Source organism: Paenibacillus sp. W4I10, assembly GCF_030816325.1.
Lineage (GTDB): Bacteria > Bacillota > Bacilli > Paenibacillales > Paenibacillaceae > Paenibacillus > Paenibacillus amylolyticus_B.
The window spans coordinates 3,264,488-3,289,366 of the sequence record NZ_JAUSXX010000001.1 but is presented as its reverse complement, the minus strand read 5'-3'; the positions used below and the strand labels follow the sequence as shown (position 1 = coordinate 3,289,366).

The window sequence follows — 24,879 nt, the reverse complement described above, 5'->3', positions numbered from 1 at the left end:
TTAATGAAGACAAATCATTGCAAAATTGTAGATTGTACGATCCGTGATGGCGGATTGGTGAATAATTGGGACTTTAGCGTGGACTTTGTTCAACAGCTATATGCTGGATTGAATGAAGCTGGCGTTGATTATATGGAAATTGGATATAAGAACTCTCCGAAGTTGCTTAAAGGTGCCGAGGAAGCAGGACCATGGCGTTTCCTGAACGATGATTTCCTGCGTAAAGTTATTCCTCAAAAAGGCAATACCAAACTGTCTGCACTGGTTGACGTAGGTCGTGTGGACGAAAATGATATCTTGCCTCGCAGTGAGAGCATGCTGGATCTGATCCGGGTTGCCTGCTACAGCAAAGATGTGGACAAGGCACTTGCACTGGTTCAAACATTCCATGATCGTGGATATGAAACTACACTTAATATTATGGCACTCTCCAATGTTATGGAGAATGAATTGCTGGAAGCATTTGAATTGATCAAAGAAAGCGCTGTGGATGTTGTTTACATTGTAGACTCTTACGGTAGCTTGGACCATAATGATGTGAAATATCTGGTAGAGAAGTTCAAGACTCACTTGCCTAACAAGCGTCTTGGTGTTCACACACATAATAATATGCAACTTGCGTTTTCTAACACATTGGTTGCGGCAGAACTTGGCGTTGAGCTGCTTGATGCTTCTGTGTATGGTATGGGACGTGCGGCAGGAAACTGTCCAACCGAATTGCTCGTAGCTCATCTGAAAGGAACGAAATACAATCTGCGTCCAGTACTTGGTGTATTGGAACAGTTGATGGTTCCACTGAGAGAAAAAGAAGAATGGGGTTACATTCTGCCTTACATGATTACAGGTGCGTTGGACGAGCATCCACGTTCAGCGATGGCGATTCGCTCATCGGAAGACAAGGATAAGGTTGTTGATTTTTATGATAAATTAACAACACCAGAAGTGAATTTTGATAAGTAATATAGTCTGAAATACAGTTGTAAAATAGGAAAACATGGACTCTAAATGGAGATCCATGTTTTTTTAGTTCTTAATGCCTTGTTTTTCTCTATATTTATGAATAAATATTCCTAGGAGTAACTATTTTTTAGTTCACGTATACAAAATTAAATGTTATTATGTACCAGATAGCATGTGTATGCATGTGAATTGAACGTTGGTTAATATGTTTTTTGTCGAATCGTGTAGTAAGCTGTTAAGTTTGGTTAATGTAATTCAGGATAGGTGATCCCGGGAAGGAAAACACGGCATGAAGGTTAATCTGCAAGATCAGAGAAAAATAAGTTGGGTCGCTGTGTGCGGCTTATTGTGTTTCCTCGCAAGTCAATGGTTTCGTTCTTCTTCAAGCTCTGATCTGATCATTTCGGGTTACCCGGTTTTGACACTCTTGGGTGGATTCGCTGCGGCAGCGGCTTGTATCGGCATCTACAATCAAAGCTGGTTGTTTCGGACACAGAAGCTAACTCTTCGAAGGACATTATTGACAACACTCTTTTTATTGATTGGTCTGTTTGAACTGGTTCATATTGTTTCATTTGCAGAAGAGATTCCAAATGGAGCCATGATGGAATCGGAGTTCTCCTTAATGATGTCAACCATGGGATCTTTGGTATGTTCCGTAGGTTTACTGCTCGTGTATACCTTAAATGAGAAAGAAATTGCATTACCACGCAAATTCTTACTGTTCAGTGGGACATTGGGTACCTTTGTTATTTTGTACATACTGGCTATTCAGGAATGGAGCATGTTGCCAAGTATGCTTGATGGGGAAGTGCTTGGTGGTATCTTCACCCGAGTTCATCTTATGGTCGGATTGCTCTATGGCATTATTGCAGTTCTTTTGTTTGTTCAATGGAAAAAAACCAAAGACGGTGATTTACCAACCATTCTATGTGGCATTCTGTGTTTCTTTTTTGGTGAATGTTATTTTGTTTCAGCAACTGGGGTGAACGATCTCAATCTGTTATTAGGATTGCTGAGTAATTGTATGGCATATTTTTTTATTCAAAAAGGGCTGTATACGTCCGTAGTGGACACGCCTTTCCTGCAACAGCAGGTCGCGGAAGCCAAGATGAACTATATTGCTCATCATGATGATGTAACGGGACTTCCAAACCGTCGTCGCCTTTCACAGCGGTTGAAAAAGATGATGGATGATGCCGTGGTGCAGGAACAGCTTGTTGGTGTATTGGTCCTGAATATTAATCGGTTCAAAACCATTAATGATTCGCTTGGACAGCAAGCAGCTAACCGGGTTTTGCGTCAGGTAGGTCAACGACTGAAACATTTGTCACTTCCAGGAGAAGAAGTCTTTGGATTGGGAAGAGATGAGTTTGCATTAACGATGACAGATTTCAGTTCAACCGATACGGCGCTGCGCCGGACAAGATCCATTTTGCAACTTTTTGAGAAGCCCGTCTTGGTTGATGGCAACGAGTATCATCTTACACTTGGGATCGGGATGGCCATTTTCCCGCATGATGGGGAGTCACCACTGGAGATTATTCAGAATGCAGATACGGCTTTGCACAGTGCTAAGGAACAAGGAATGGAACTGAATCGTTTTGCCCATGCGATGCAGATGAAGGCACAGGAGCGTTTGCAGCTTGAGAATGATCTGCGCAAGGCGTTGGATCGAGGTCAGTTCTACCTGGTCTACCAGCCGCAGGTTAATCTGCAAAGTGGGCTAATCGTTGGCATGGAAGCCTTGGTGCGTTGGCAGCATCCGCAGCGAGGCTCGGTATCTCCGGCGGAATTTATTCCTCTGGCAGAAGAGAGTGGACTCATTGTGCCACTTGGCGAATGGGTGCTTCGTGAAGCGTGTGCACAGAACAAACAGTGGCAGGAAGCCGGTTATCGTAAACTGTGTGTTTCGGTGAATTTGTCGATGAGACAATTCAGGCACTCCCATTTGTTGGACAATATCAATGGCATTCTCAAAGAGACGGGACTAGAGCCTGTATGGCTTGAACTGGAGATTACAGAGAGCATGACATTTGATAAAGACCGGTCATTCGAACAATTGCGCAAAATCAAAGAAATTGGTGTGCATATCAGTATTGATGATTTTGGAACGGGATACAGCTCGTTGCACTATCTGAAGGACCTGCCGATTGATCGGCTCAAGATCGACCGTTCATTCGTTAATGAAGTCATGGAGGACAGTAATAACGCTGCGATCGTATCTACCATCACTTCAATGGCGCATCATTTACAACTGAAAGTCACAGCTGAGGGTGTGGAAAACGAAGATCAGATGGTCTTTCTTCGCAATCAACACTGTCACGAGGCACAGGGGTATTTCTTCAGCAAACCGATTAAAGCCGCTGAATTTGAAAAGCAGTTTTTGAGAGATGTGGATAAGCCTACAGGCTAGGGAACAGCGGGGGCGCGAGGGTGCTCCTGCTTTTTTTGATGGATGCGTAATGAAAAAAAATGGGAAATATGACTTGCATGCTATAGAGGATCATGGTATATTATTATTTGTGAAATCACTGTTAAATTCCTAAGGAACTTAACATTTAAATCTTCAATCATGCGGGTGTAGTTCAATGGTAGAACTTTAGCCTTCCAAGCTAATAGCGTGGGTTCGATTCCCATCACCCGCTTAACGAAGCAGTACCGGAGTCCTTGCGATGCAAGGGCTTTTTTTCTGTCTTAAAAGAAAATTGAGAATAAAAGTAATCAGAAGGTTGTTTTGTCATCGGAGTGTCGAGTAAGTAAGTATTCTTTAGTTTAATTTATATAACCTTTGCTTTTTTACAATGATCTGGTACAATAACGGAGAAATTGATACTACACATGAATGAGAGGTAACCATACGTCCCATGAAGTAAAACACATGAATTGAACCCCAGTTAACTGCAGACGGTTTTATGACGCAGTCAGCCAGAGCGGCTGAGCAATGAGGGGATTCGTGTGTCCAAATTCAGCTATGGGAAAAGGTATGGAACAAGTAAGCCTTGAAGGTTTACGTGTACCCTGTGTTTGGGGTTTCTTTATTCATGCCGTAGCTTACCTTAGATCTGTCTTTGAATGCTTGATCCAACCCTGAATTGCCAAACCGCCGGCTGATGCCAGCGGTTTTTTTTGTTCAGCAAAAAGGATGCAGGAAGGATGAGGCCTCATGATGACATTGGTACGCTTACATGAAGTATCAAAAGAGTGGAACGGTAATGAATTGTTTACAGGATTGAATTTGGAGATTAATGAGGGCGAACGACTCGCCATTCTGGGTCGAAACGGATGCGGCAAGACAACGTTGTTACGCATCATTTTGGGTGAGGAGCATGGTGGCGGAAGGATTGAACGTCATATCCCTCAGCAGGAATGGGGGTTCATGCGCCAGCGCTCGGAGATTGAGGCCGGGATGAATGTACTGGATGCGGTCCGGCGTGAGAGCGGTCAGATCTATGAAGTAAAACGGAACTTGGAAGAACTGGAACAACGTCTGAGCATCAGCACTGAAGCGGATGAAGAGCTGCTTGCAGCTTATACACAAGTGATGGAGCAATATGAACAGTTGAACGGTTATATGTGGGAGACTGAGGTAGAGAAAGTACTGACTCGCCTTGGATTATCCGCAGAGCATTGGAATAGACCCTATCATTCCTTGAGCGGTGGACAAAAAACAAAGGCTCGTTTGGCAGGACTGCTTGTCAGCAAACCCAATTTCCTGATTCTAGATGAACCGACGAATCATCTGGATGAGGGAAGCATGCGCTGGCTTGAAGAGTGGTTATCCTCATATGAAGGTACGCTGTTATTTGTATCACACGATCGTACGTTTATTGATCAGGTAGCAACAGGAGTCATTGAGTTCAGTCCAGATGCCCTGACCAAATACAAGGGCGGATACTCCGACTACAAGATCCACAAAGAGCGTGAATTACGCGAACAGGAAACGATCTACCGCAGGCAGGAATTGGAACGTAAGGCGCTGGAAGAAACGATTCGAAATTATCAGGAATGGTTCCATAAAGCGCATAATTCGGCAACTGATGTGGAGGTGAAGATCACCCAGAGCTTCTACAAGGCCAAAGCCAACAAAAATATTTCACGATACCATGCGAAACAAAAACAGCTGGAGCGTTTGGAGCGGGAACGGGTGGATAAACCTCGTGAAGCTGCAAAGTTGAACATGGAATTACAGATGAATCCACTCGCTGCACGCCAGCTTCTTGCACTAGAAGAGGTTACTTTCTCGTATACCGGTAACGAGGTATTGCTTCGCGATCTTCGAATCACGGTTGAACGTGGAGACCGTCTTGCCGTAAGAGGCCCCAATGGAACAGGAAAAACTACACTGTTGAAGCTGATGATTGGTGAGCTGGAACCTTCGCAAGGCAAGGTCACACGGCATCCACAGCTGAGAATCGGTTACTTTTCACAGGAACTGGAGGGACTTCCCGAGCATCTGACCCTGCTGGACAGCTTGCTTACCCTTCCATCCATGACACAAAGTGCGGCACGGACCATTCTGGGATGTTTTCTGTTTTCCAGAGATGATGTGTTCAAGCGCATTGGGGATTTGAGCATGGGGGAAAAGTGCAGAGTGGCATTTTTGAGATTGTATTTTGGCGGAGCAAATCTGCTAGTGCTGGACGAACCGACGAACTATCTGGACATTGATACCCAGGAAGTCATGGAGAATGTATTAAAACAGGCTTCAGGTGCTTTGGTGCTTGTATCCCATGACCGGATGCTGACAAAGACACTCGCGAATCGATTGTGCGATCTGGAGGCTGGAGGCACAGCAACTCTGTTTGAAGGAGGCGTGACGGATTGGGAGCAGTCCACCAAACTTCGGGAGGTGGCGCTGGAGACTCGGGAATCCGATGACGAGAGGTTGCGATTGGAGATGCGCCTGTCGGAGTTGCTGTCTCCTGTGAGCAATGCTGGAAAAGACATTCTGACACAGCGCGAGCAATCGAATGAGCGAGCAGTCGAGGCAGCTGAGATTCGCGAAATCCAGCAGCGCCTAAAACAATTGAAAGATAAGGGTGCAAGCATAAATTAGAACATGGACGGCTTGCTATTTCGATCTATTTTGCATATAATTATGAACGATCATCGATGATTATATCGATATAGGTAAGTGTTCAAAAAGATCGGTTTTCAGTACCAAGAAGATGGGATGAAGATAGAAATGGAGTAGCGGAGCGTAGGGAAAACTACGTGAGCAACGGACATTTCGGCTGAATGCCATATTCGACGCTGATGATGCCGCCAGGCATCATTCGTAATCAAAAGCGGACTTTTTGACAACCTCTAAAGGTTTAACTAACAAGTAAACGTGATGATGGAGATAAGTAAGCAGTGCCTCTGGACAGGGAGGAAGCGCCGTAGATTGAGAGCGTTTCTGTAGAACAAGGCTGCCGAAATTCACTCCGAAGCGGTTCCCTGAACCTGTTTGTGTGCAGTCACAGAGGCAACAGTAGGGGCAAACGGTTAACGGTCGTTATTCCGTACAAAGTGAGACAGAACCGGTTGCAGGCCAGAAGGGCCACGCAGCAATGGATGTCTAACAAGGGTGGTACCACGGTCTTTTCGTCCCTTCAGGGGAGAGAAGGCCTTTTTTTGTTGCAAAAACACCACAAAAAGGGGGCAATTACACATGAAAGAACGTTTAGAGGCATTGAAGATCGAAGCGCTGGAGCAGTTGTCTGGTGTGAATGATCCGCAGACGCTCGGTGATCTGCGTGTAAAGTATTTGGGGAAAAAGGGTGCATTAACTGAGATTTTGCGTGGTATGGGTGCGCTTAGTGCGGAGGAACGTCCAGTTATTGGTCAAGTAGCCAACGATGTTCGGGCTGCCATTGAGGAAGTCATCGACAGCAAGCAGGATCAGTTCCAGAAGGAAGAGACAGCGAAGCGTCTGCAATCCGAGAAAATTGATGTGACCCTGCCAGGACGTCGTGGACGTCAAGGCGGACTGCACCCACTGACCAAAGTGGTACAGGAGATCGAAGATATTTTCATCGGTATGGGATACCGCATTGCGGAAGGTCCTGAAGTCGAAATGGATTATTACAACTTTGAAGCATTGAATCTACCGAAGAATCACCCGGCGCGCGATATGCAGGATTCCTTCTATGTTACCGAAGACTTGTTGATGCGTACCCATACATCGCCGGTTCAAGTACGTACCATGCAGAGCATGAAGGGCGAAGTGCCTGTCAAAGTCATCTGCCCAGGTAAAGTATACCGCCGTGATGACGACGATGCGACGCACTCTTTCCAATTTAACCAGGTTGAAGGATTGGTCATTAGCGAAAACATTCGTATGAGCGATCTGAAAGGGACCCTGCTGCAATTCGTGCGCGAAATGTTCGGTTCCCACACGGAAATTCGTCTGCGTCCAAGTTTCTTCCCGTTCACAGAGCCAAGCGCGGAAGTGGATGTAACCTGTGTACAATGTGGCGGTAGCGGCTGTCGGGTATGTAAACAAACAGGCTGGCTCGAAATTTTGGGCGGCGGTATGGTTCACCCGAAAGTACTGGAAATGGGTGGTTATGATCCGGAGAAATACAGTGGTTTTGCATTCGGAATGGGCGTAGAGCGTATCGCCATGCTGAAGTATGGAGTCGATGATATCCGTCACTTCTACAACAGTGATCTGACCTTCCTGAAGCAATTCGGACGGCTGTAACTTTACAATAAATAGATCAACGTATATAGAGCAAGCGTTATGAACCGGGAACACCAATTTATAGATGAAGGAAGTGAACGTCCATGAGAGTATCGACAGATTGGCTGTCTGATTATATTTCCCTTGAAGGTGTGACGCCACAGGAATTGGCGGAGAAAATCACCCGTGCGGGTGTCGAAATTGATGTAGTGGAGAACCGCAACAAGGGCGTAAATAAAGTTGTTGTGGGATATGTGAAGAGCAAGGAGAAACACCCGGATGCAGACAAACTGAATGTATGTGTCATCGATGCCGGCCAGGAAGAAGATCTGCAGATCGTGTGTGGTGCGAAAAATGTGGATGCAGGCCAAAAAGTAGTCGTAGCCCTGGTTGGAGCGAAGCTCCCTGGTGGATTGGATATCAAAAAAGCCAAACTGCGCGGTGTTGTCTCCCTTGGCATGATCTGTTCCGCCAAAGAGCTGGGCATGAACGACAAATTGCTGCCAAAAGATCAGCAGGAAGGTATTCTCGTTCTGCCAGAACAAACGGAGGTTGGCACGCCAATCAGCCAGGTTCTTGGTCTCGACGATCATGTGCTTGAACTGGACCTGACACCGAACCGTTCCGACTGTCTCAGCATGCGTGGTGCTGCCTATGAGGTGGGTGCTATCTTGGGTCGTGAAGTGAAGCTGCCGAGTCCCAAAGACCAACTGGTTGAAGTTGGAGATGCAGCTGCGAATCATATCTCTGTAGAGATTAAGGCACAGGAGCAGTGCAGTCACTATGCAGCTCGTTATGTAACTGGCATTAAGCTGGGTGCTTCCCCGCTGTGGATGCAAAACCGTCTGATGGCTGCTGGTGTTCGTCCGATCAATAACATCGTTGATATCACGAACTATGTCATGCTGGAATACGGCCAACCGCTACATGCATTTGATGCGGATAAGCTGGAAAAAGGCCATATTGAAGTGCGGATGGCCAACGAAGGCGAAACGATTGTTACGTTGGATGGCCAAGAGCGTAAGCTGGAGCCACATATGTTGCTTATCACAGATGGCGTGAAACCAGTAGCCATCGCTGGGGTTATGGGTGGCGAGAATTCCGAGGTATCGGAAGGTACGGTGAATCTGTTGCTGGAATCCGCCAAGTTCGACGGCGGAACCGTTCGGAAAACGTCGCGCCAACTGGGGCTGCGTTCCGAAGCAAGCATGCGTTTTGAGAAGGAAGTAGACCCGGGTGCGGTGATTACGGCTTTGGATCGTGCGGCTGAACTGATTCAGCGTTATGCTGAAGGTGAAGTGCACCAAGGAATCGTGGAAGCTGGAGCAGAAGCTGCGGAGAAACGTGTAATTCAATTGTCGCTGGACCGACTGAATCGTTATCTGGGAACCGATCTGTCTTTGCTTGAGGTAAAAACGATCTTCGCTCGCTTGCACTTTGCATGTGGTGATGCTGATCAAGGATTGCTGGATGTGGAAGTGCCAACACGCAGAGGGGATATTACGCTCGATGTAGACTTGTTTGAAGAGATTGCACGCCTGTACGGATACGACAACATTCCAACCACATGGATTGAAGGACCGACGACTCCAGGGGCATATACACGCTCTCAAGCAATGCGCCGCACGATTCGTGGATTGCTCTCAGGCAGTGGCTGGCAGGAAATGATCAGTTACTCCTTTGTACACCCGGATAAAGCGACCCTGTTCCCGGCGTTGACACAAGGAAGAAAAGCCGTGAAACTCGCGATGCCTATGAGTGAGGACCGCAGTGTGCTTCGTACGAGTATTTTGCCGCAAATGCTGGATGCAGCGGTGTATAACATGAACCGTAAACAGGATTCACTGGCTGTATTTGAAGTGGGCAATGTGTTCTTCACCGAAGAAGATCAGTTGACCAAACAACCGCATGAAATCCCAGTACTGGGGCTGCTGCTCACCGGGAATCGTGCAAGCCAGCAGTGGAATGTTGGAGCGGAGAAAGTAGACTTCTTCGATCTGAAAGGTGCTCTTGAGCATCTGTTCGCCTATGTGGGGCTTGAACAACGCATTCGCTTGGTAGCAAACAGCCCTGAAGGATTCCATCCGGGACGTTCCGCATCGGTTTACCTGGAAGGTAAGGATGGCGGGGAAGGCACATTGATCGGTACATTGGGTCAATTGCATCCGGAACTGCAACAGCAGTATGATCTGAATGATGTGTACATCGCAGAGATTGCACTTGAATCAATCTACAACGAAGCAGACGCTGACATTCGTTATCGTGAGCTTCCGCGTTTCCCAGCCATGGAACGTGATATCGCGGTTGTTGTGAATGAGGATGTTGAAGCTGGAGATATGCTGCGCGCCATTCGTGAATCGGCGGGTGAATTGTTACAAAACGTACAGGTATTCGATGTGTTTACTGGCAGTAAACTGGGTGAAAACAAGAAGAGCGTGGCGATGGCACTGGTATACCGGAATCGTGAACGTACACTCACCGATGAGGAAGTTACTGAAGTTCATGCCCGTGTAGTGGCTCGTCTGGAAGAGCAATTCGGAGCGGAATTGCGTAAATAGGACAAAAGAAGATTTTTTGAACAAAGATTAGCAGGAATTGTTTGAAGTCACATCGAATCCTTAGCATTAGAGGATCGATGTGACTTTTTTGTGATTACAGCTTAGAATCAACATACAGACTTGAAGGAGGGCACAACTGTGACTACACCTGATCGTACACGCGTCACCGTAGAGATCTACGGGACTTCCTATAAACTGGTTGGCAGCAGTGCCGACTATATGAAACAAGTAGCTAACCTGGTAGATGAGCGTATGGGGGCAATCTCCAAGCAAAATTCCCGTCTGGATACTCCGCGTATTGCGGTACTGGCGGCTGTACATATGGCTGAACAGTCTCTTCAGACTCAGGAAATCCGTAATGAACTGAAGATGCTCACTGGAGAACGTACAGAACTGAGAAACGAATTGAATCGGTTAAACGCCATACAAAATGAACATCAACAAGAATTGGAACGGCGTGACCAGGCTCTTGCTGATTTGCAACAGCTGAAGATTGAAGCAGAGCAGGCGTTGCAAAAGTCCGAATCGGAAAAAAATTCAGAGATAGCCAAGTTGAATAAGCTGCTGGAGCAAGAACGCGCCCAAGCAACGGAGCGAGTGCAGAAATTGCAGGCCCAAGCGACGGCACAACTGAAGGAAGCAGAAGCCAAGGGAACGAAACAGCTGAAGGAAATGGAAGAGAAAGCGGCTAACCAGCTTAAAAATGCACAGGCACAGGCTGCTTCCCAGCTCAAAGAAGCTCAGAACCGTTCTGCAGCCGAATTGCAGCAGGCGCAGGCCAAAGCTGCGGCGCAATATAAAGAGTTGCAGAACAAGACTGCAGCTCAATTAAAAGAAGCCGAAAGCCGTGCCGTTGCAGAACGTCAACAGATTGAAGCCAAGGCTGCGCAGCAGGTTCAGACAGCCAAGGAAGAAGCCGAGTCGGCCATTTTGTCCGAGTTGGAGCAGGCAGAGAGTAATCTGAAGAAAGCTCAGGAAGAAGCAGCGCTGCAATATAACGAACTTCAGCAACAGATGGAACTTCGTCTTCAACAGGCTGAAGAAAAAGCGCTGCAACAGACACAAGAGCTCACGGATCAGGCGAATCAGGAACGGGCTGAATTGCAGGAACAAGCGGAGCAGAAGCGCCTGACTGAGATAAATCAGTTGAATGCGGAGTTCAAGGCGTTATCCGAGCAGTTGGAACTCGAATGGATGGAAAAAGAAGCAGCCCTCGAGGAACAATTGCAGCAAGCCAAGGAAGCAGCAGCGTCCCAGGCGAAAGAAGCCGCAGCGGCGGCAGAGGCCTTATTGCAAGAAGAACAGGGTAAGCTCAAACAGCAACTTGAGGAACAACGTAAACAGGCGGAGACTCGACTATTAGATGTCGAAGAGCAATTAGAAGAAGTGATGACCCAGCTCATCAGTGCACAGGACATGGTTGCAGAGCAAGAACAGCAGCTTCAGCACGAGCGTGGTCAATTGGAATCGTTACGTCATGAGCATGGGGTCCGTAAACAGGAGCAGGAAGTTCAGACTCGCCGAATTACGGAACTGGAGCAACAACTGGAGCAGTTGAAAGAGGACCGTTCCCAGTTGCAGGAGCTTCTGCGTGAAACGGAACAGGCTGCCCAGCAATCCCGTGATTCACAGGAACAATGGAAGCAGAAGTATAATGAAACTGTGGATAGAGAAACCTCTCTCACAGCACAGCTACGCAAACTTCAGGAGCAACATGCACAGCTTGAACAGGAAGCCCAAAAGCTTCGTGAGGCTGAAGTGAAGTCGGAAGAGGAACAGCGCAGACTGCAAAAAGTGCTTGAACAGGCTCATGCTGCAGTGCGTACATTGCAGAATGAGATCGGCACACTTACGGAACGTGAGCAGTCCTGGAAGGACCTTGCTGAGCAGCGATTGGCTGAGATTGGAGACCTGGAGAATCAGATTCTTGAAGTTGCTGAACAAAATGAAACGTTGGAGTCTGGGGTGCAATCCCTTCATGATGAATTGTCCGTGGTGAAGGAAGAGTCTCGCTTCAACCATGAAGAGGCTGTGCAATACCAGAAGGATGCAGAGCTTTTGGAAGAGAAACGCAATCAGCTTGAAGTTGAGCTAAATGTTGTTCGGGAAGAGCTGAACCGACTTCAGGATAACTATAAACAAATCCGTAATGATTACAGTGATGCATTACAACGGGAAGAGAATTACAGTTCCAAGCTGGATGAATTGAGCAAGGAGAAACAAGAGATTGTGAGCGTGCTTGAAGAAGCGAGACAGTCTTCAGCTAAACTTTCCGAGCGCTACTCGGAGCAAGAGAGCCGGCTAGCCCAGACTGAGGAAGAAGCGTTGGAGTGGCAGATCAAATACGAAGAACTGTCAGCCAAACAGACCGAGTTGGCATCCCGTCTGGAGCAGTTGACAAGACGTGAAGAAGAACTTCGCTCAAGCGTTGAACAAGCAGAGCAGAACGACCAGGTATGGCAACGCCGTGCAGATGAATGGGCGGCTCAGGAACAATCCTGGCAGGAACGCTGGGCTGCACTTGAGAATGAACTAACGGTTTGGAAGAGAGAAAGTGCGGCAAGTAGTGAGTTGCTGGAGGGACTGGAGCAAGAACGACAGCAGCTGGACAAATTACGTACAGAAGCGACCCAAGAGAAAGAGATCATGGAAACTGAACTGCTTGAGATGGGGGAGCGTTACGAACTAGCGGCCAATCAATTACGTTTGTTACAGGTTGAACGTGAAATGGAGCAGGAGAAGGCAGAGCAGCTGAACACGGAATATCGTCAGTTGCATGATGAATATACGAAATTGCAGACGGAATATAACGAATGGATTGAATTGATTGAACAGGACCAGACCTAGCGGAATGAATGCAGCAGAACTGGCTCGTGGGCAACGTACTCTGGTACAATTTGTTATACTAAAGAAGGAGCTCCCGTCGCTGCGGGGGCTCCTTGTCTTGAATACTATTCTTCAACGATAATTTTGGAGATCATGCTGCTGTGTCCTGAACCACAGAAGACAGAACAGGACATTTCAAACTCACCAACTTTGTCCGGGGTTATGACTTTGGAGCTATTTCTGGTATCCAGTTGAAGATTCAGCTCAGGCACAAGGATACCGTGATTTCCGTTTTCATTTTCATAAACAATGTTGACCGGAACGCCTTTTTTAAGATGGTACTCAGGTTGATCGAATTCATAGTTACTCGCCTTGATGACCAATTCTTCACTGGCTGTAACTCCAGCATCAGCATCGGATCCATTGCTGCCAGATTCTGCGGACTGTTTCGTCCCTCCACATGCAGTGAGGACCAGAATTAACATACAGGCAGCAAGCCATGTTATGCCTTTCTTCATCATGTGCCTCCTTAAAGCGTGATATGGATAAAATTTGAATGATTGCTCCAGTCATCATACCGCAATATGTGGATGCCTGTACACGCTACGTATGTCGTTTTTTTGAAAATAGAACGTGTACGGCAGAGCGTGCGTACTGCCCGAATGAAATAAACCCCTTCCGGCACAGGGCCTTCAGAGGTTTAGGAGAATTCATGGGGACGTTAAGTTGACGTGGAGATTAACTTTTGGAGCTTCGTCCGGCATCAAAAGGGGTGGATACCGGGATGAAGAGATCGATAATCCCGATGACCAACGCAGCGAGAATGGCACCGAGCAGGCTGACTTCAACATGATCTACAACATATTGACCAAGCCAAATCACCAGTGCGCTAACGATAAATCCGACAATACCGCGACCAAACGGGTTGACTCTTTTGCCGAAGATACCTTCAACGATCCAGCCGAGCAGGGCAATGACGAGAGCAAGCAGCAGGGCGCTCCAGAAGCCACCAACGGCGAATCCGGGAACGATCCAGCTAACCACCATTAATACAATTGCAGCGATGATAAATCGCACGACATGTCCCAGAAAATTCATGGTGTTTACCTCCTTTTATTCGGATTGAACTGAGCAGGGCAACTCCAAGGGGATGGAGAGGTTGCACAATCCTGACACCTGTAGTTTGTGGTGCTATGGTTGAAGTTATGTGTGGAAGGATTCGTTAAATAGCGTAAGAAAGTTTCTTTCGTTATAATACAGATATAGTTTGGAAGGAGTTGTACACTTGGACACGAAAATTTTACACACACTGGAATATCGCAAAATTTTAAATACATTGCTTAGCTTTGCTCAGACCACCATGGGAAAAAAGAAAGCGGAGCAACTTGAACCAAGCAGTGAACTTGAAGAAGTGAAGCGGTTGCTGCAGCAAACCGATGAAGCCTTCACATTTGATCGCCTGAAAGGCTCACCGTCGTTTGGGGGAATTGTAGATATTACGGCTTCCATCAAACGTGCTGAAATTGGAGGCACACTTAACCCTCACGAACTTTTGGGAATATCCAATACAACCTTTGCGGCGCGGCGATTGAAACGTCAGATTGGTACTTTGCATGAAGATGAGCCCATCGAATCTTTGTTCTATATCAGTGATCAACTGTCAGAGCAAAAAACGCTTGAGGATGCCATCAAAATCTGTATTGACGATAATGCAGAGGTTGCCGACAGTGCAAGCGTAACGTTGGCGCAGATTCGTCGTGAGCTGCGAGGCGGAGAAGCGCGGATTCGCGAAAAACTGGATTCGATGATTCGATCCTCTACCGTATCCAAGATGCTTCAGGATCAGCTCATCACCATCAGAGGAGACCGTTTTGTTATCCCGGTGAAAGCTGAATATCGTTCGTACTTTGGCGGGATTGTGCACGATCAATCCGGTTCGGGTGCGACATTGTTCATTGAGCCGGAATCCATTGTTGCCATGAACAACAAATTACGTGAAACCCGGATTCGGGAAGAACGCGAAATAGAAATTATTTTGCAGAAATTGACGGCACTTGTCAGTGAGCAGGGAGAGTGGTTGTTGTATGATGTCGACTTGCTGGGATCACTTGATTTTATCTTTGCCAAAGCACGTCTGGCTCGTGAACTGAAAGCAACATTGCCTCGCATGAATGACCGCGGGTTCCTGAAGCTCAAGAAAGGTCGGCATCCGCTGATTGCGATCGAAAACGTGGTTCCAATCGACATTGAGCTGGGCAATGATTACACATCCATTATCGTGACAGGTCCGAATACGGGTGGTAAAACGGTAACGCTCAAAACGATTGGATTGCTGAGCCTGATGGCAATGTCCGGTTTATTTGTTCCGGCTGAGGATGGCAGTCAGTTATGTGTATTTGATGCGATCTATGCAGACATTGGGGACGAGCAGAGTATCGAGCAGAATCTGAGTACTTTCTCCAGTCATATGACCAACATCATTCGCATTCTGAAAAACATGACGCCAAAAAGTTTGGTATTGCTCGATGAACTTGGAGCAGGGACAGACCCGGCTGAAGGTTCTGCACTGGCGATCTCCATGCTGGAGCATATGCACCGGACGGGATGTCGCATGGTTGCAACCACTCACTACAGTGAACTGAAAGCATACGCATATGAGCGTAAAGGTGTCATTAATGCCAGCATGGAATTTGACATCAATACACTGAGTCCAACCTATCGCCTTCTGGTGGGTGTACCTGGACGAAGTAATGCATTTGCCATTGCAGAGCGACTGGGACTGCCCGGCTACATTCTCGACTACGCCCGTGGCGAAGTGAAGGAAGAGGATCAACGGATTGAGCACATGATTGCTTCTCTTGAAGAGAACCGTCTTACGGCTGAACAAGAGCGTGAGAAGGCAGAGAGCTTGCGCCAGGATATGGAGAAATTACGCAGTCGTCATCAGACCGAACTGGAGAAGCTGGAACAGCAGCGTGATCGCCGGATTGAAAAAGCAGAAGAAGATGCACGCAGCATTGTGGACAAGGCTCGCGCGGAAGCGGAGAAGATTATAGCAGATCTTCGCCTGTTGGCTATGGAAGAAGGTGCTTCCGTGAAGGAGCACAAACTCATTGCTGCCCGCAAACAGCTGGACGAGGCTGAACCGGAGAAACGCAGAAAAACGGTCAAGAAGACGGCAACCGCGCCGAAGACTCGTGCCATCGGTCCTGGTGATGAAGTGCTTGTCTACAGTTTGAATCAAAAAGGCCATGTTGTAGAGATGTCGGGCAGCAAAGACGCTATGGTACAACTGGGGATTATGAAAATGAAAGTATCCCTGGATGACCTGGAACTGCAGCAATCGGCTCCCGCAACCAAACCGAAACAAAAACCGGTAACAGGTATGAAACGTACACGTGATGACAATGTGAAAAGTGAATTGGATCTGCGTGGTACCAACCTGGAAGAAGCCCTGATGGAGACAGATCGGTTCATTGATGAAGCTTTCCTTGCCAACCTGGGCCAAGTTTATATTATTCATGGTAAAGGTACAGGAATTTTACGTTCCGGTATTCAGGATTACCTGCGTAAGCATAAACATATTAAAAGCTACCGGCTGGGTAATTACGGAGAAGGCGGGAACGGTGTGACCGTCGCAGAATTGGAATAGCCGGTCCATGAATCAATGATATTCTGCGACCTTATTCATGAAGGTCGCAGATGGGGAGAGGGGAACGGTGCGTGATAGAAAGCATTGACCAATTGCTGTCTCATCCCTTGGGGATGGTACTCGGTTTTTTCTCGGTAGCGATTATGGAGCTGCTTGTATTTCTGGCTTGCTTCGAACTGGTGACCAAATATAAATGCTGGACAGAGATCAAGAAGGGCAATGTGGCGGTTGCCATGGCGACAGGAGGCAAGATCTTCGGGATCTGTAACGTACTGCGTTTCTGCATACAGGCTAAATCTTCGGTATATGAAGCCATGACGTGGTCGTTTGTTGGGTTCTTCCTTCTGCTCGTTGCCTATTTTTTGTTCGAATTCCTGACACCCGTGTTCTCCATTGATAAGGAGATCGAAGCGGATAACCGAGCTGTTGGATTGATATCCATGATTATTTCCGTCTCATTGTCGTTTGTAATTGGCGCGAGCATTATCTAGGGGGACCGGTCATGAAGATATTGATACGGATTCTGTTTGCGGCATCGATTGTGTTCTTTGCCATCGGTGTCATTTATGTAATGAATACATGATTATTTGAAAGAGAAAGGTTGATTCAATATGGAAACAACAGTATGCCCTTGGTGTCACACGGAGATTGTATGGGATGAGGAACTCGGTCCTGAAGAAGAGTGTCCATACTGCCACAATGAATTAAAGGGATATCGAACGCTCAACATTAACATCGGTGACGAAGAGAACGATGAAGCTGAGGACGACATCTATGATGTGGATGATGTAAAGGATGAGGAGCAGACTACGGATCTTTCAGATCTGTGGGGGGATGAAGTTGAACTCAAATTGCCGGAGTTGCGAACGTTGACCAAATATGCGGATGAAGGTAATGACCTCATTCAGTATGAACAAGGTGTCCAGAAGCAACTTGATCATCAGGAAGAAGTACCGGAGTGCCCGAATTGTCGGGAATTCATGATTCTCGCTGGCACTCAAGCTGCAACGCAGGATAACTTTACTCCAGTTGCTAACGCAGCTTCGGGTGAAGGCTCCCTACTGTCACCACCATTCACGGTACAAACTTATGTGTGTTCGGGATGTTTCCAAGTTCAGTATAGTCTGTCTGAGAATGACCGCTTGCGTCTGATTAAGAACCTGAGTGCGCATAAATAGATAGCATTCGGAAAATGCATACCAATTTCAAAGCAATCCTGAAGATTCATCATGTTTTCCTCCAGCTTGGGGCACGTTAACCCTAAGACCTACCTGTAAACAGTTCACTTCAGGTGGATGAAGGAGGAGCAGATGAAGATTACTTTAGGCCGACAATCCATTCTGCTTTTGGGCGTGAATGGATTGTTTGCGTTAGCCGGAGCGCTGTCGGGAACCTTTTTGAATGTGTTTCTGTGGAAAAGCCGTCCGGATTATGCCATGTTGGGTTGGTTCACAATCAGTCAGCAATTGGCCATTGGACTCACGTTCTGGCTTGCTGGCAAATGGGTCAAGGAACACAATAAAATGAGTGCTTTACGACTGGGTACTGCGCTGTCCGGCCTTTTCTATATGGTTGTCCTCTGGGCTGGTTCCAAAGCTGTAGACTGGATTTGGCCTCTGGGCATACTACTGGGTTGTTCTCTGGGGCTATTCTGGATCGCATTTAATGTCGTGTATTTTGAAATAACGGATCGGAAAAACAGAGATCTATTCAATGGCTGGGTCGGATTACTTGGCTCGATGACAGGAATTATAGGTCCATGGTTCTCCGGTCTGATTATTACCCGAATGGCGGACAATACAGGGTATCGACTCATATTTACGGTATCACTCGTCATTTATGTTATCGCGGTAGTCTTTAGTTTTTTTCTCAAAAAGAGAAAGGTAAGCGGAACATACCGCTGGTCCGAGCCTTGGATACAGTTATCCAAACCGGATAGTCCCTGGAGGACCTTGGCTTTGGGTTTGTTCGCTCAGGGTGCGCGTGAAGGTGTTTTTGCCTTTCTGATTGCACTGCTTGTATACGTGGCCACTGCACAGGAGTATAAGTTGGGACAGTTCTCACTCATCACTTCTGCCGTGGCATTAATAAGTTATTGGGCAGTAGGGAAATGGTCTAAACCACAGTATAGATCCAGAGGCATGTTCATCGGAGCTCTGATTCTGCTGATTGTGCTGATTCCTCTTCTGTGGAAAGTGACCTATGTTACGCTGTTAATCATGGGGATCGGAAGTGCAGTTGCGATGCCATTGTATATTTTACCTATGATATCAGCGGGATTCGACATGATGGGTACGAGTGGCGAAAATGTGGAGAAAAGGGTTGAACTTGTCGTATTGAGAGAGTTATGTCTGATGGGTGGCCGACTTTTCGGGTTGATTATATTTATTATAACGGTCATGAATAGTCCGTCCCTGCGCATGTTAACCTGGCTTATTATCGTTCTGGGTGCTTTTCCGCTGATCGGATGGTTTTTCATGCGTAAATTATTGAATCGGACGGAAGGTCTAGAGCCGTCGGGTTAGCAGCCTTTCAACATAAACAGGGTACAATGCAGGGGAAGAGAGAACTTTCCTCGTGCTGTACCCTGTTTGTATTTGTATTGGTTCATATAGTTGGTTATACAGGAGATGGTTTACTTGTACGTGTAAGTGAGAATAGATCCATATCAGGGTTCTGCTTGCCCGTAATGGCATCCACAATCAGAGAGGCAGCAATCATACTGTACACGGTACCGTTGCCTCCATACCCTTCAACAAAGTACGAATTCGGATAGTCTGGGTGTGGACCGATTAACGGAAGACCATCATGGGTGCTTCCAAAGACAGCTTCCCAAGCGTAATCGACTTCGAGATCAGGTAATGGGAAATACTCGGCAATCTTCTGTAACAAAATCTCACCTTTATGAACCGCCTTGATCGCCCGTTGCTCATCTCGAGGACTATGCTCATCAAGTCCACCAGCCATTATTCTTCCGTCTGGAGTCGTGCGCATATATAGATAAGGTCGTTCGGTCTCCCATATCATGCACTGCTTATACCAGCTGCTGAGATCCTGTATTGGCTTGGTAGCTATAGCATATGTGCTTTGCAGGTATGCGTCTCTATCCTTTTTGATTTCTTGTGTTTCATAGCCTGTTGAGAAAATAACATGTTTGGCATGTACAGTGCCATGAGGTGTGTAACATAGGACACTATTTCCATCGTAATCACAGTGGGTGAATTCACTATGAGCATAGACTTTAGCTCCTTGACGTGAGGCTGAGTGGAATAGTGAATGAACCAAACGATACGGATTAACCTCAGCATCCCCGCTTGTGTATAGTGCAGCGCGTCTGCTGAACGGGAACAGTGAACTGATTTTTTCCTGATTCCACAACTCTACATCAAATCCATAATGTTTCAGGTTACGATATTCTTCCTCCAGCAACGGTACATCTTCCTCGTGACTGGCGCAATACAGACTTGTGCGAGGCACAAACCAAGGATCAATCTCAAGCTTCGATGAAATTTTTTCGAGATGTTGCATGGCATCACGGCATAATTCGTAGAATCGAACACCGCGTTCTTCTCCAAATGTCTGGATACAAGAGGTGAGCGTTTTGTCGTTCGCATATTGGAGCAGGCCCATATTTGCCATGCTGCTGCCATGACCGATATCTCTTTTGTCAATAACAACGGTATCAATCCCCTGATCTATCAGAAGCTTGGCAGAGAGTGCGCCTCCTATTCCACCGCCGATGACTAGGCAATCACAGGACAGATTTTCTTTCAAAACAGGATAATGGGGATGAGAATCAAAGGTGGTTGGCCAGAACGTTTCCCCGTTAATAAGTTCCACAATTAATCACCTCTGTAGAATGTAGTTGAAGTATACTTTTTCAGGTTAGGGTAACAATAAATTCGCAATAACTTTAGGTTAAGGAGGTCAGACATACATGCAAAACTCACACATGCAAGCACTGAGCCCCAAGGAACTGAACTATATCGCGGATTCTATCTCCAATGAGGAAATGCTGATCAAACAATGTGCAGCTACAGCCTCCATCACACATAATCCGCAAATTCAACAGGCACTGAATCATTATGTTCGCTCACATGAACAGCATCTGAACACTCTTGTCAATACGTTACAGCAACATCAATCTCTTGCACCAGCGCAATCCCAGTAAAGCTCAAACAATGATAAGTTATTCCAAAGCAATAGGAGGAAAATACGTGTACACTCAATCTTTGTCATCTGGTGGGAATTTTATGCAAGAACAAGATTTGTTGAAGTCGATTCTTGCAGATTTAAGACGAACTTCACGTGAATATACAACAGCAACTACTGAATCTTCCTGCCCCACAACCCGGAGAATGTTCAATGATTTAACAAATGATACTTTAAGACTGCAAGGTGAACTGTTCAACCTGATGCAACAAAACAACATGTATTCCGCATCATCCAAAGCACTTCGTCAGGATGTGGACAAGCAAATTCAGTCCGCCCACCAGACCCAACAAAAGTGTCAACAGTTCATTCAGGAAAAGAATACGCAGAACAGTTCATATAGCCAAGCTCCTAATGTGCCGCAGCATCAACCGAATTACGGTAACCCTTATTACATGTAACCTTTGCAAAAAAGGTTTGAAGCACCTAACGATCCAGGACCATACCACCGCTTGCCTGAATTCAGGGCAGGCGGTCTTTTGTCTTTGCATCAACGTTAAATTCATGTAATATAAGTATTAATTCATTTTCAGGAACCTGGATGACGCTGGAGGGAAAACCATGAAAGATTTGAACGATCTGCAATTAAAAGTTCTGGATCTGCTAAAGGAAGACGCGAGAAGGACTCCCGCACTGCTGTCGACGCTGCTGGGGGAGTCGGAAGACAAGATCAAGAACGCCGTGGCACAGCTTGAACAAGACCACGTCATCGTGAAATACGCAACCGTCGTGAACTGGAGTAAAATAGATGATGAGAAAGTAACGGCCCTGATTGAGGTGCAGATTACGCCGGAGCGTGGTCGTGGCTTTGAAGGAATTGCTGAGCGCATTTATCTATACCCGCAAGTGAAGTCCGTATATCTCATGTCAGGCGCATACGATCTGCTCGTTGAAGTGGAAGGTGGCAACCTGCGTGAAGTCGCGAATTTCGTGTCGGAGAAACTGTCTCCGATTGACTCTGTACTTTCAACCAAAACGAATTTTATTCTTAAAAAATATAAGCAGGACGGGATTATCTTTGAAGACCATCAGGAAGACAACCGTCTCATGATCTCGCCGTAAAGGAAGATGTGTCATGATAGTGAATGAACAGACAACCGGGAACAACAAGAAAATGACATCTTATCTGGCACCCCTCGTGCAGCAGATACCTCCATCCGGAATTCGCAAATTTTTTGATCTGGTTGGAGACAACAAGGATATTATCACATTAGGTGTGGGTGAACCTGATTTTGTTACACCTTGGCATATGCGTGAAGCTTGTGTATACTCGCTGGAAAGAGGTATGACCAGCTACACATCCAACGCAGGTATGCCGAAGTTGAGAGAAGCCATCAGTGAATATCTGGATACTCAGTTTGATACCAAATACGATCCCAAGGATGAGATTATTGTTACCGTGGGGGGCAGTGAAGCGATTGACTTGGCTTTGCGAGCATTAATCGTACCTGGCGACGAGATTCTCATTCCTGAACCTTCGTACGTGGCCTATTCACCAATTGCTTCAATCGGTGGCGGTATACCGGTTGGTGTTGAAACCTATGCGAAAGATCAGTTCAAGCTAACGGCTGAAGCACTTGAAGCAGGCATCACTCCGAAGTCGAAAGTGGTTATTCTGTGTTATCCGAGTAATCCAACAGGGGCCATCATGACCTATGAAGAGTGGCTGCCGATTGCTGAAGTGATCAAAAAGCATGATCTGATCGTGATTGCGGATGAAATATATGCTGAATTGACCTATACGCAAAAGCATGTCAGCTTTGCTGCTATTCCTGATATGAAGGAGCGGACCATTCTGGTAAGCGGATTTTCCAAAGCTTTTGCAATGACAGGCTGGCGGATTGGGTATATGTGTGGTCACCCTGAACTTATTGCAGCCATGCTTAAAATCCATCAGTATACGGTAATGTGTGCACCGGCCATGGGCCAGGTTGCTGCACTTGAGGCATTGACGAATGGATTGGGTGAGAAAGACCGGATGGTAGAATCGTATAATCAACGCAGACGTTTGATTGTGCAGGGATTCCGAGATATTGGACTTGACTGTCACGAACCTCAGGGAGCATTCTATGCATTCCCGAGTATTCAAAAGACGGGTATGAGTTCCGACCTGTTTGCTGAACGATTGTTAACGGAGAATAAAGTGGCTGCTGTTCCTGGGAATGTTTTTGGTCCTCAGGGTGAAGGCTTCTTGCGTTGCTCGTATGCTACTTCCGTAACCCAATTGAATGAAGCGTTGGAACGAATCGGAAACTTTGTTTACAAACTGCAAAAAGAGGGTTAATACTAAATTAGAATCTTTTTACACAGATATACATTTTATCATTGTAAAAAAATAACTTTCTTTTACAAAATATTGTGATATAATTTCAATTTGAAATAAGTTTTCATAATTTGGAAACCATTTTTCCAAGGAGGGGTTGGCTTTGTTTTGTGTTGAATATGATTTACCGACTAATCGTGGGCACTATCTGGCAGAAGGCGATCATGGCGACCGATGGTCGGTGAAACCTGATCACGCATCTTTGCATGACATTTCCTTGGAAGATGAGATTCATATGCTTCGTCGCAAGATGGAACAGATCTTCCTTGAAGAGAAATCATTCACATCCGATATTGTAATTGAAATCAGCAGTTTGCTGGATCTAAAGATTAATGAATACATGAAGGCTAAACCGATTAAAGGGAAATAACGTTTTCGCTGGATTTGAAACGTTTCGTTAATGGAGTTAGAAAAGGAGACCTGAGAGGGTCTTCTTTTTTGTGTGTAGAGCAAAGGATATCCCCCGATAAGCCAGGTTATTTTTTTGCGTGGAACAATTGTGATATATTGGACGTAAGAGACTAAAGGGGGAACTGGAATGAAGAGATTTTGGGGGCTTACTGCGATCATTTCTGTTATTTTTTTGTTGGCTGGTTGTGGGGGGAAGGATGGATTTTCCGTTTTTATCATTGATAACCAAGGAAATCCATCTGTGATCTCGGAGCAGTTGCAGGCCAATCTGCAACAGAAACTGGGCGAGGAGCCCAAGGTGGAAGTGATCACCAGTGCGATGTATGATGTTCAGAAAATTATGGTAGAGTATGCGGCTGGGGGACATGATATCTTCATATTGCCTGAATCCGACATGAAACAATACGGAAGTAATGGTTCCAATGTTCCGCTTGATGATACCTTTGATCCCAAGAAGTATGAACGTGGTGTATTTGAGGGTGGAGTATTGGTAGAGAAGGGTGAAGGAGATGGAGGTTCAGATCTCAAGCAAGAATCACATCTTTACGGCATTCCACTCGAGGATATGAAAATGTTTAAAGATGTAGAATATGCTGCGAGCAATTTGTTCGCCACCATTCCAGTGTCATCTTCCAATGTCGAAGAATCCAAAAAAGTGCTGAAGGCGCTGACAGAGTAAAGAAAATTCAGAATGGCTATGGAAGGAGGGAAGCGGATTGCTGATTACGGTCACAGGCGGCATAGGTAGTGGTAAAACCCGGTTTGCCCTCAAGTACGCAGCCGGAATTAGCCGGGAGGGTGTATATTTATCCACCGGTGATCATGATCCCGTTATTCCCGAATTGCCATCCGCTCATTATCGTGCCATTCATGCCGGGAACGGTCAGCATCTGACAGAGGTGATCACCCAGATTAATCGGGAATCCAATCTGTTTTTGGCGGATCAGCGAATTGTAATTGTAGACAGTCTGACCTCCTGGATGGCTGCCGGTTTCAGGGCAACAGAGGATCTGGATCATCAGCGTTCAGAGACACAGCTTTTGCTTGATGCTTTATTGTCTTATCAGGGGAAGTTGCTTGTGATTACCAATGAAATGCATGGCACATTGCATCCTACCGAAGAAGAACGAATATTTACAGCGAGAATGGCTTCGGTTAACCGGATGCTGCAGATACATGCTGAAAAGATGTACATGCTTGTATCTGGTCTGGCTATCGATCTTAAGAGTCAGGGCATGCGAAATGAAGATGAACGATAGCGAGATGA

The 24,879-nt window shown here is 46.3% G+C and carries 20 protein-coding genes and 1 tRNA gene; 18 read left to right on the top strand and 3 right to left on the bottom strand.

The features are described from left to right. Positions 1 to 3: 3 nt before the first annotated feature. From QF049_RS14580 to QF049_RS14550, 7 genes are all read left to right on the top strand, one after another. Entirely contained in the window at positions 4 to 960 is a 957-nt protein-coding gene (locus QF049_RS14580; protein ID WP_047842252.1) for an aldolase catalytic domain-containing protein, read from the top strand. A gap of 289 nt (positions 961 to 1,249) precedes the next feature. Beyond that, on the top strand, positions 1,250 to 3,376 hold the full coding sequence (locus QF049_RS14575; RefSeq protein WP_307538300.1) for a bifunctional diguanylate cyclase/phosphodiesterase: 2,127 nt from the start codon (positions 1,250 to 1,252) through the stop codon (positions 3,374 to 3,376). A 161-nt stretch (positions 3,377 to 3,537) separates the two neighbouring features. Further along, a tRNA-Gly gene (locus QF049_RS14570) sits at positions 3,538 to 3,608 on the top strand. A gap of 518 nt (positions 3,609 to 4,126) precedes the next feature. Further along, positions 4,127 to 6,019, top strand: a complete 1,893-nt coding sequence (gene abc-f / locus QF049_RS14565) for a ribosomal protection-like ABC-F family protein (protein ID WP_307538298.1) — start codon at positions 4,127 to 4,129, stop codon at positions 6,017 to 6,019. Positions 6,020 to 6,616: 597 nt separating this feature from the next. Then, a complete protein-coding gene (gene pheS / locus QF049_RS14560) occupies positions 6,617 to 7,651 on the top strand; it encodes a phenylalanine--tRNA ligase subunit alpha (protein WP_124113690.1) in 1,035 nt (344 codons plus the stop codon). Positions 7,652 to 7,734: 83 nt separating this feature from the next. After that, entirely contained in the window at positions 7,735 to 10,188 is a 2,454-nt protein-coding gene (pheT, locus tag QF049_RS14555) for a phenylalanine--tRNA ligase subunit beta (RefSeq protein WP_307538295.1), read from the top strand. A 138-nt stretch (positions 10,189 to 10,326) separates the two neighbouring features. After that, a complete protein-coding gene (locus tag QF049_RS14550; RefSeq protein ID WP_307538293.1) occupies positions 10,327 to 13,035 on the top strand; it encodes a cell division protein ZapA in 2,709 nt (902 codons plus the stop codon). A gap of 104 nt (positions 13,036 to 13,139) precedes the next feature. Here QF049_RS14550 and QF049_RS14545 read toward each other — a convergent pair whose 3' ends face one another. Next, positions 13,140 to 13,532 (bottom strand): cupredoxin domain-containing protein, encoded by a 393-nt coding sequence (locus QF049_RS14545; protein ID WP_124113693.1) that lies wholly within the window; start codon positions 13,530 to 13,532, stop codon positions 13,140 to 13,142. A gap of 220 nt (positions 13,533 to 13,752) precedes the next feature. After that, positions 13,753 to 14,112: a phage holin family protein gene (locus QF049_RS14540; RefSeq protein WP_017689637.1), complete on the bottom strand. Its 360-nt coding sequence runs from the start codon at positions 14,110 to 14,112 to the stop codon at positions 13,753 to 13,755. Between the two features lie 187 nt (positions 14,113 to 14,299). Between QF049_RS14540 and QF049_RS14535 the strand changes: the two genes are divergently transcribed. The 4 genes from QF049_RS14535 to QF049_RS14520 all read left to right on the top strand — a co-directional run bounded on the left by QF049_RS14535 (position 14,300) and on the right by QF049_RS14520 (position 19,191). After that, entirely contained in the window at positions 14,300 to 16,666 is a 2,367-nt protein-coding gene (locus QF049_RS14535) for an endonuclease MutS2 (RefSeq protein ID WP_307538290.1), read from the top strand. Positions 16,667 to 16,737: 71 nt separating this feature from the next. Then, positions 16,738 to 17,157 carry a DUF350 domain-containing protein gene (locus QF049_RS14530; RefSeq protein ID WP_307538287.1) on the top strand — a complete coding sequence of 140 codons (420 nt, stop codon included), beginning with the start codon at positions 16,738 to 16,740 and terminating at the stop codon, positions 17,155 to 17,157. Positions 17,158 to 17,277: 120 nt separating this feature from the next. Further along, complete coding sequence (locus tag QF049_RS14525; RefSeq protein ID WP_307538285.1) at positions 17,278 to 17,844, top strand: hypothetical protein; 567 nt, start codon at positions 17,278 to 17,280, stop codon at positions 17,842 to 17,844. 132 nt (positions 17,845 to 17,976) lie between these two features. Next, positions 17,977 to 19,191 carry an MFS transporter gene (locus QF049_RS14520; protein ID WP_307538282.1) on the top strand — a complete coding sequence of 405 codons (1,215 nt, stop codon included), beginning with the start codon at positions 17,977 to 17,979 and terminating at the stop codon, positions 19,189 to 19,191. A 94-nt stretch (positions 19,192 to 19,285) separates the two neighbouring features. On the opposite strand, the gene QF049_RS14515 is transcribed toward QF049_RS14520, so the two are convergent. Next, positions 19,286 to 20,506 carry an NAD(P)/FAD-dependent oxidoreductase gene (locus QF049_RS14515; protein ID WP_307538280.1) on the bottom strand — a complete coding sequence of 407 codons (1,221 nt, stop codon included), beginning with the start codon at positions 20,504 to 20,506 and terminating at the stop codon, positions 19,286 to 19,288. Positions 20,507 to 20,603: 97 nt separating this feature from the next. On the opposite strand from QF049_RS14515, the gene QF049_RS14510 reads away from it, so the two are divergent. The 7 genes from QF049_RS14510 to QF049_RS14480 all read left to right on the top strand — a co-directional run bounded on the left by QF049_RS14510 (position 20,604) and on the right by QF049_RS14480 (position 24,871). Further along, positions 20,604 to 20,837: a hypothetical protein gene (locus QF049_RS14510; protein WP_307538278.1), complete on the top strand. Its 234-nt coding sequence runs from the start codon at positions 20,604 to 20,606 to the stop codon at positions 20,835 to 20,837. 46 nt (positions 20,838 to 20,883) lie between these two features. Further along, positions 20,884 to 21,279 carry a spore coat protein gene (locus tag QF049_RS14505; protein WP_124113698.1) on the top strand — a complete coding sequence of 132 codons (396 nt, stop codon included), beginning with the start codon at positions 20,884 to 20,886 and terminating at the stop codon, positions 21,277 to 21,279. A gap of 160 nt (positions 21,280 to 21,439) precedes the next feature. Then, positions 21,440 to 21,940: an Lrp/AsnC family transcriptional regulator gene (locus QF049_RS14500; protein ID WP_024628343.1), complete on the top strand. Its 501-nt coding sequence runs from the start codon at positions 21,440 to 21,442 to the stop codon at positions 21,938 to 21,940. 13 nt (positions 21,941 to 21,953) lie between these two features. Next, positions 21,954 to 23,162, top strand: coding sequence for an aminotransferase class I/II-fold pyridoxal phosphate-dependent enzyme (locus QF049_RS14495; protein WP_036610094.1), 1,209 nt, complete (start codon positions 21,954 to 21,956; stop codon positions 23,160 to 23,162). Between the two features lie 187 nt (positions 23,163 to 23,349). Beyond that, positions 23,350 to 23,571, top strand: coding sequence for an aspartyl-phosphate phosphatase Spo0E family protein (locus QF049_RS14490; RefSeq protein WP_307543258.1), 222 nt, complete (start codon positions 23,350 to 23,352; stop codon positions 23,569 to 23,571). A 168-nt stretch (positions 23,572 to 23,739) separates the two neighbouring features. Next, the gene (locus QF049_RS14485) at positions 23,740 to 24,291 is read left to right on the top strand and encodes a type 2 periplasmic-binding domain-containing protein (protein WP_307538276.1); all 552 of its coding nucleotides are present in this window, start codon (positions 23,740 to 23,742) and stop codon (positions 24,289 to 24,291) included. Between the two features lie 37 nt (positions 24,292 to 24,328). Next, a complete protein-coding gene (locus QF049_RS14480; RefSeq protein ID WP_076209196.1) occupies positions 24,329 to 24,871 on the top strand; it encodes a bifunctional adenosylcobinamide kinase/adenosylcobinamide-phosphate guanylyltransferase in 543 nt (180 codons plus the stop codon). Positions 24,872 to 24,879 lie beyond the last annotated feature (8 nt).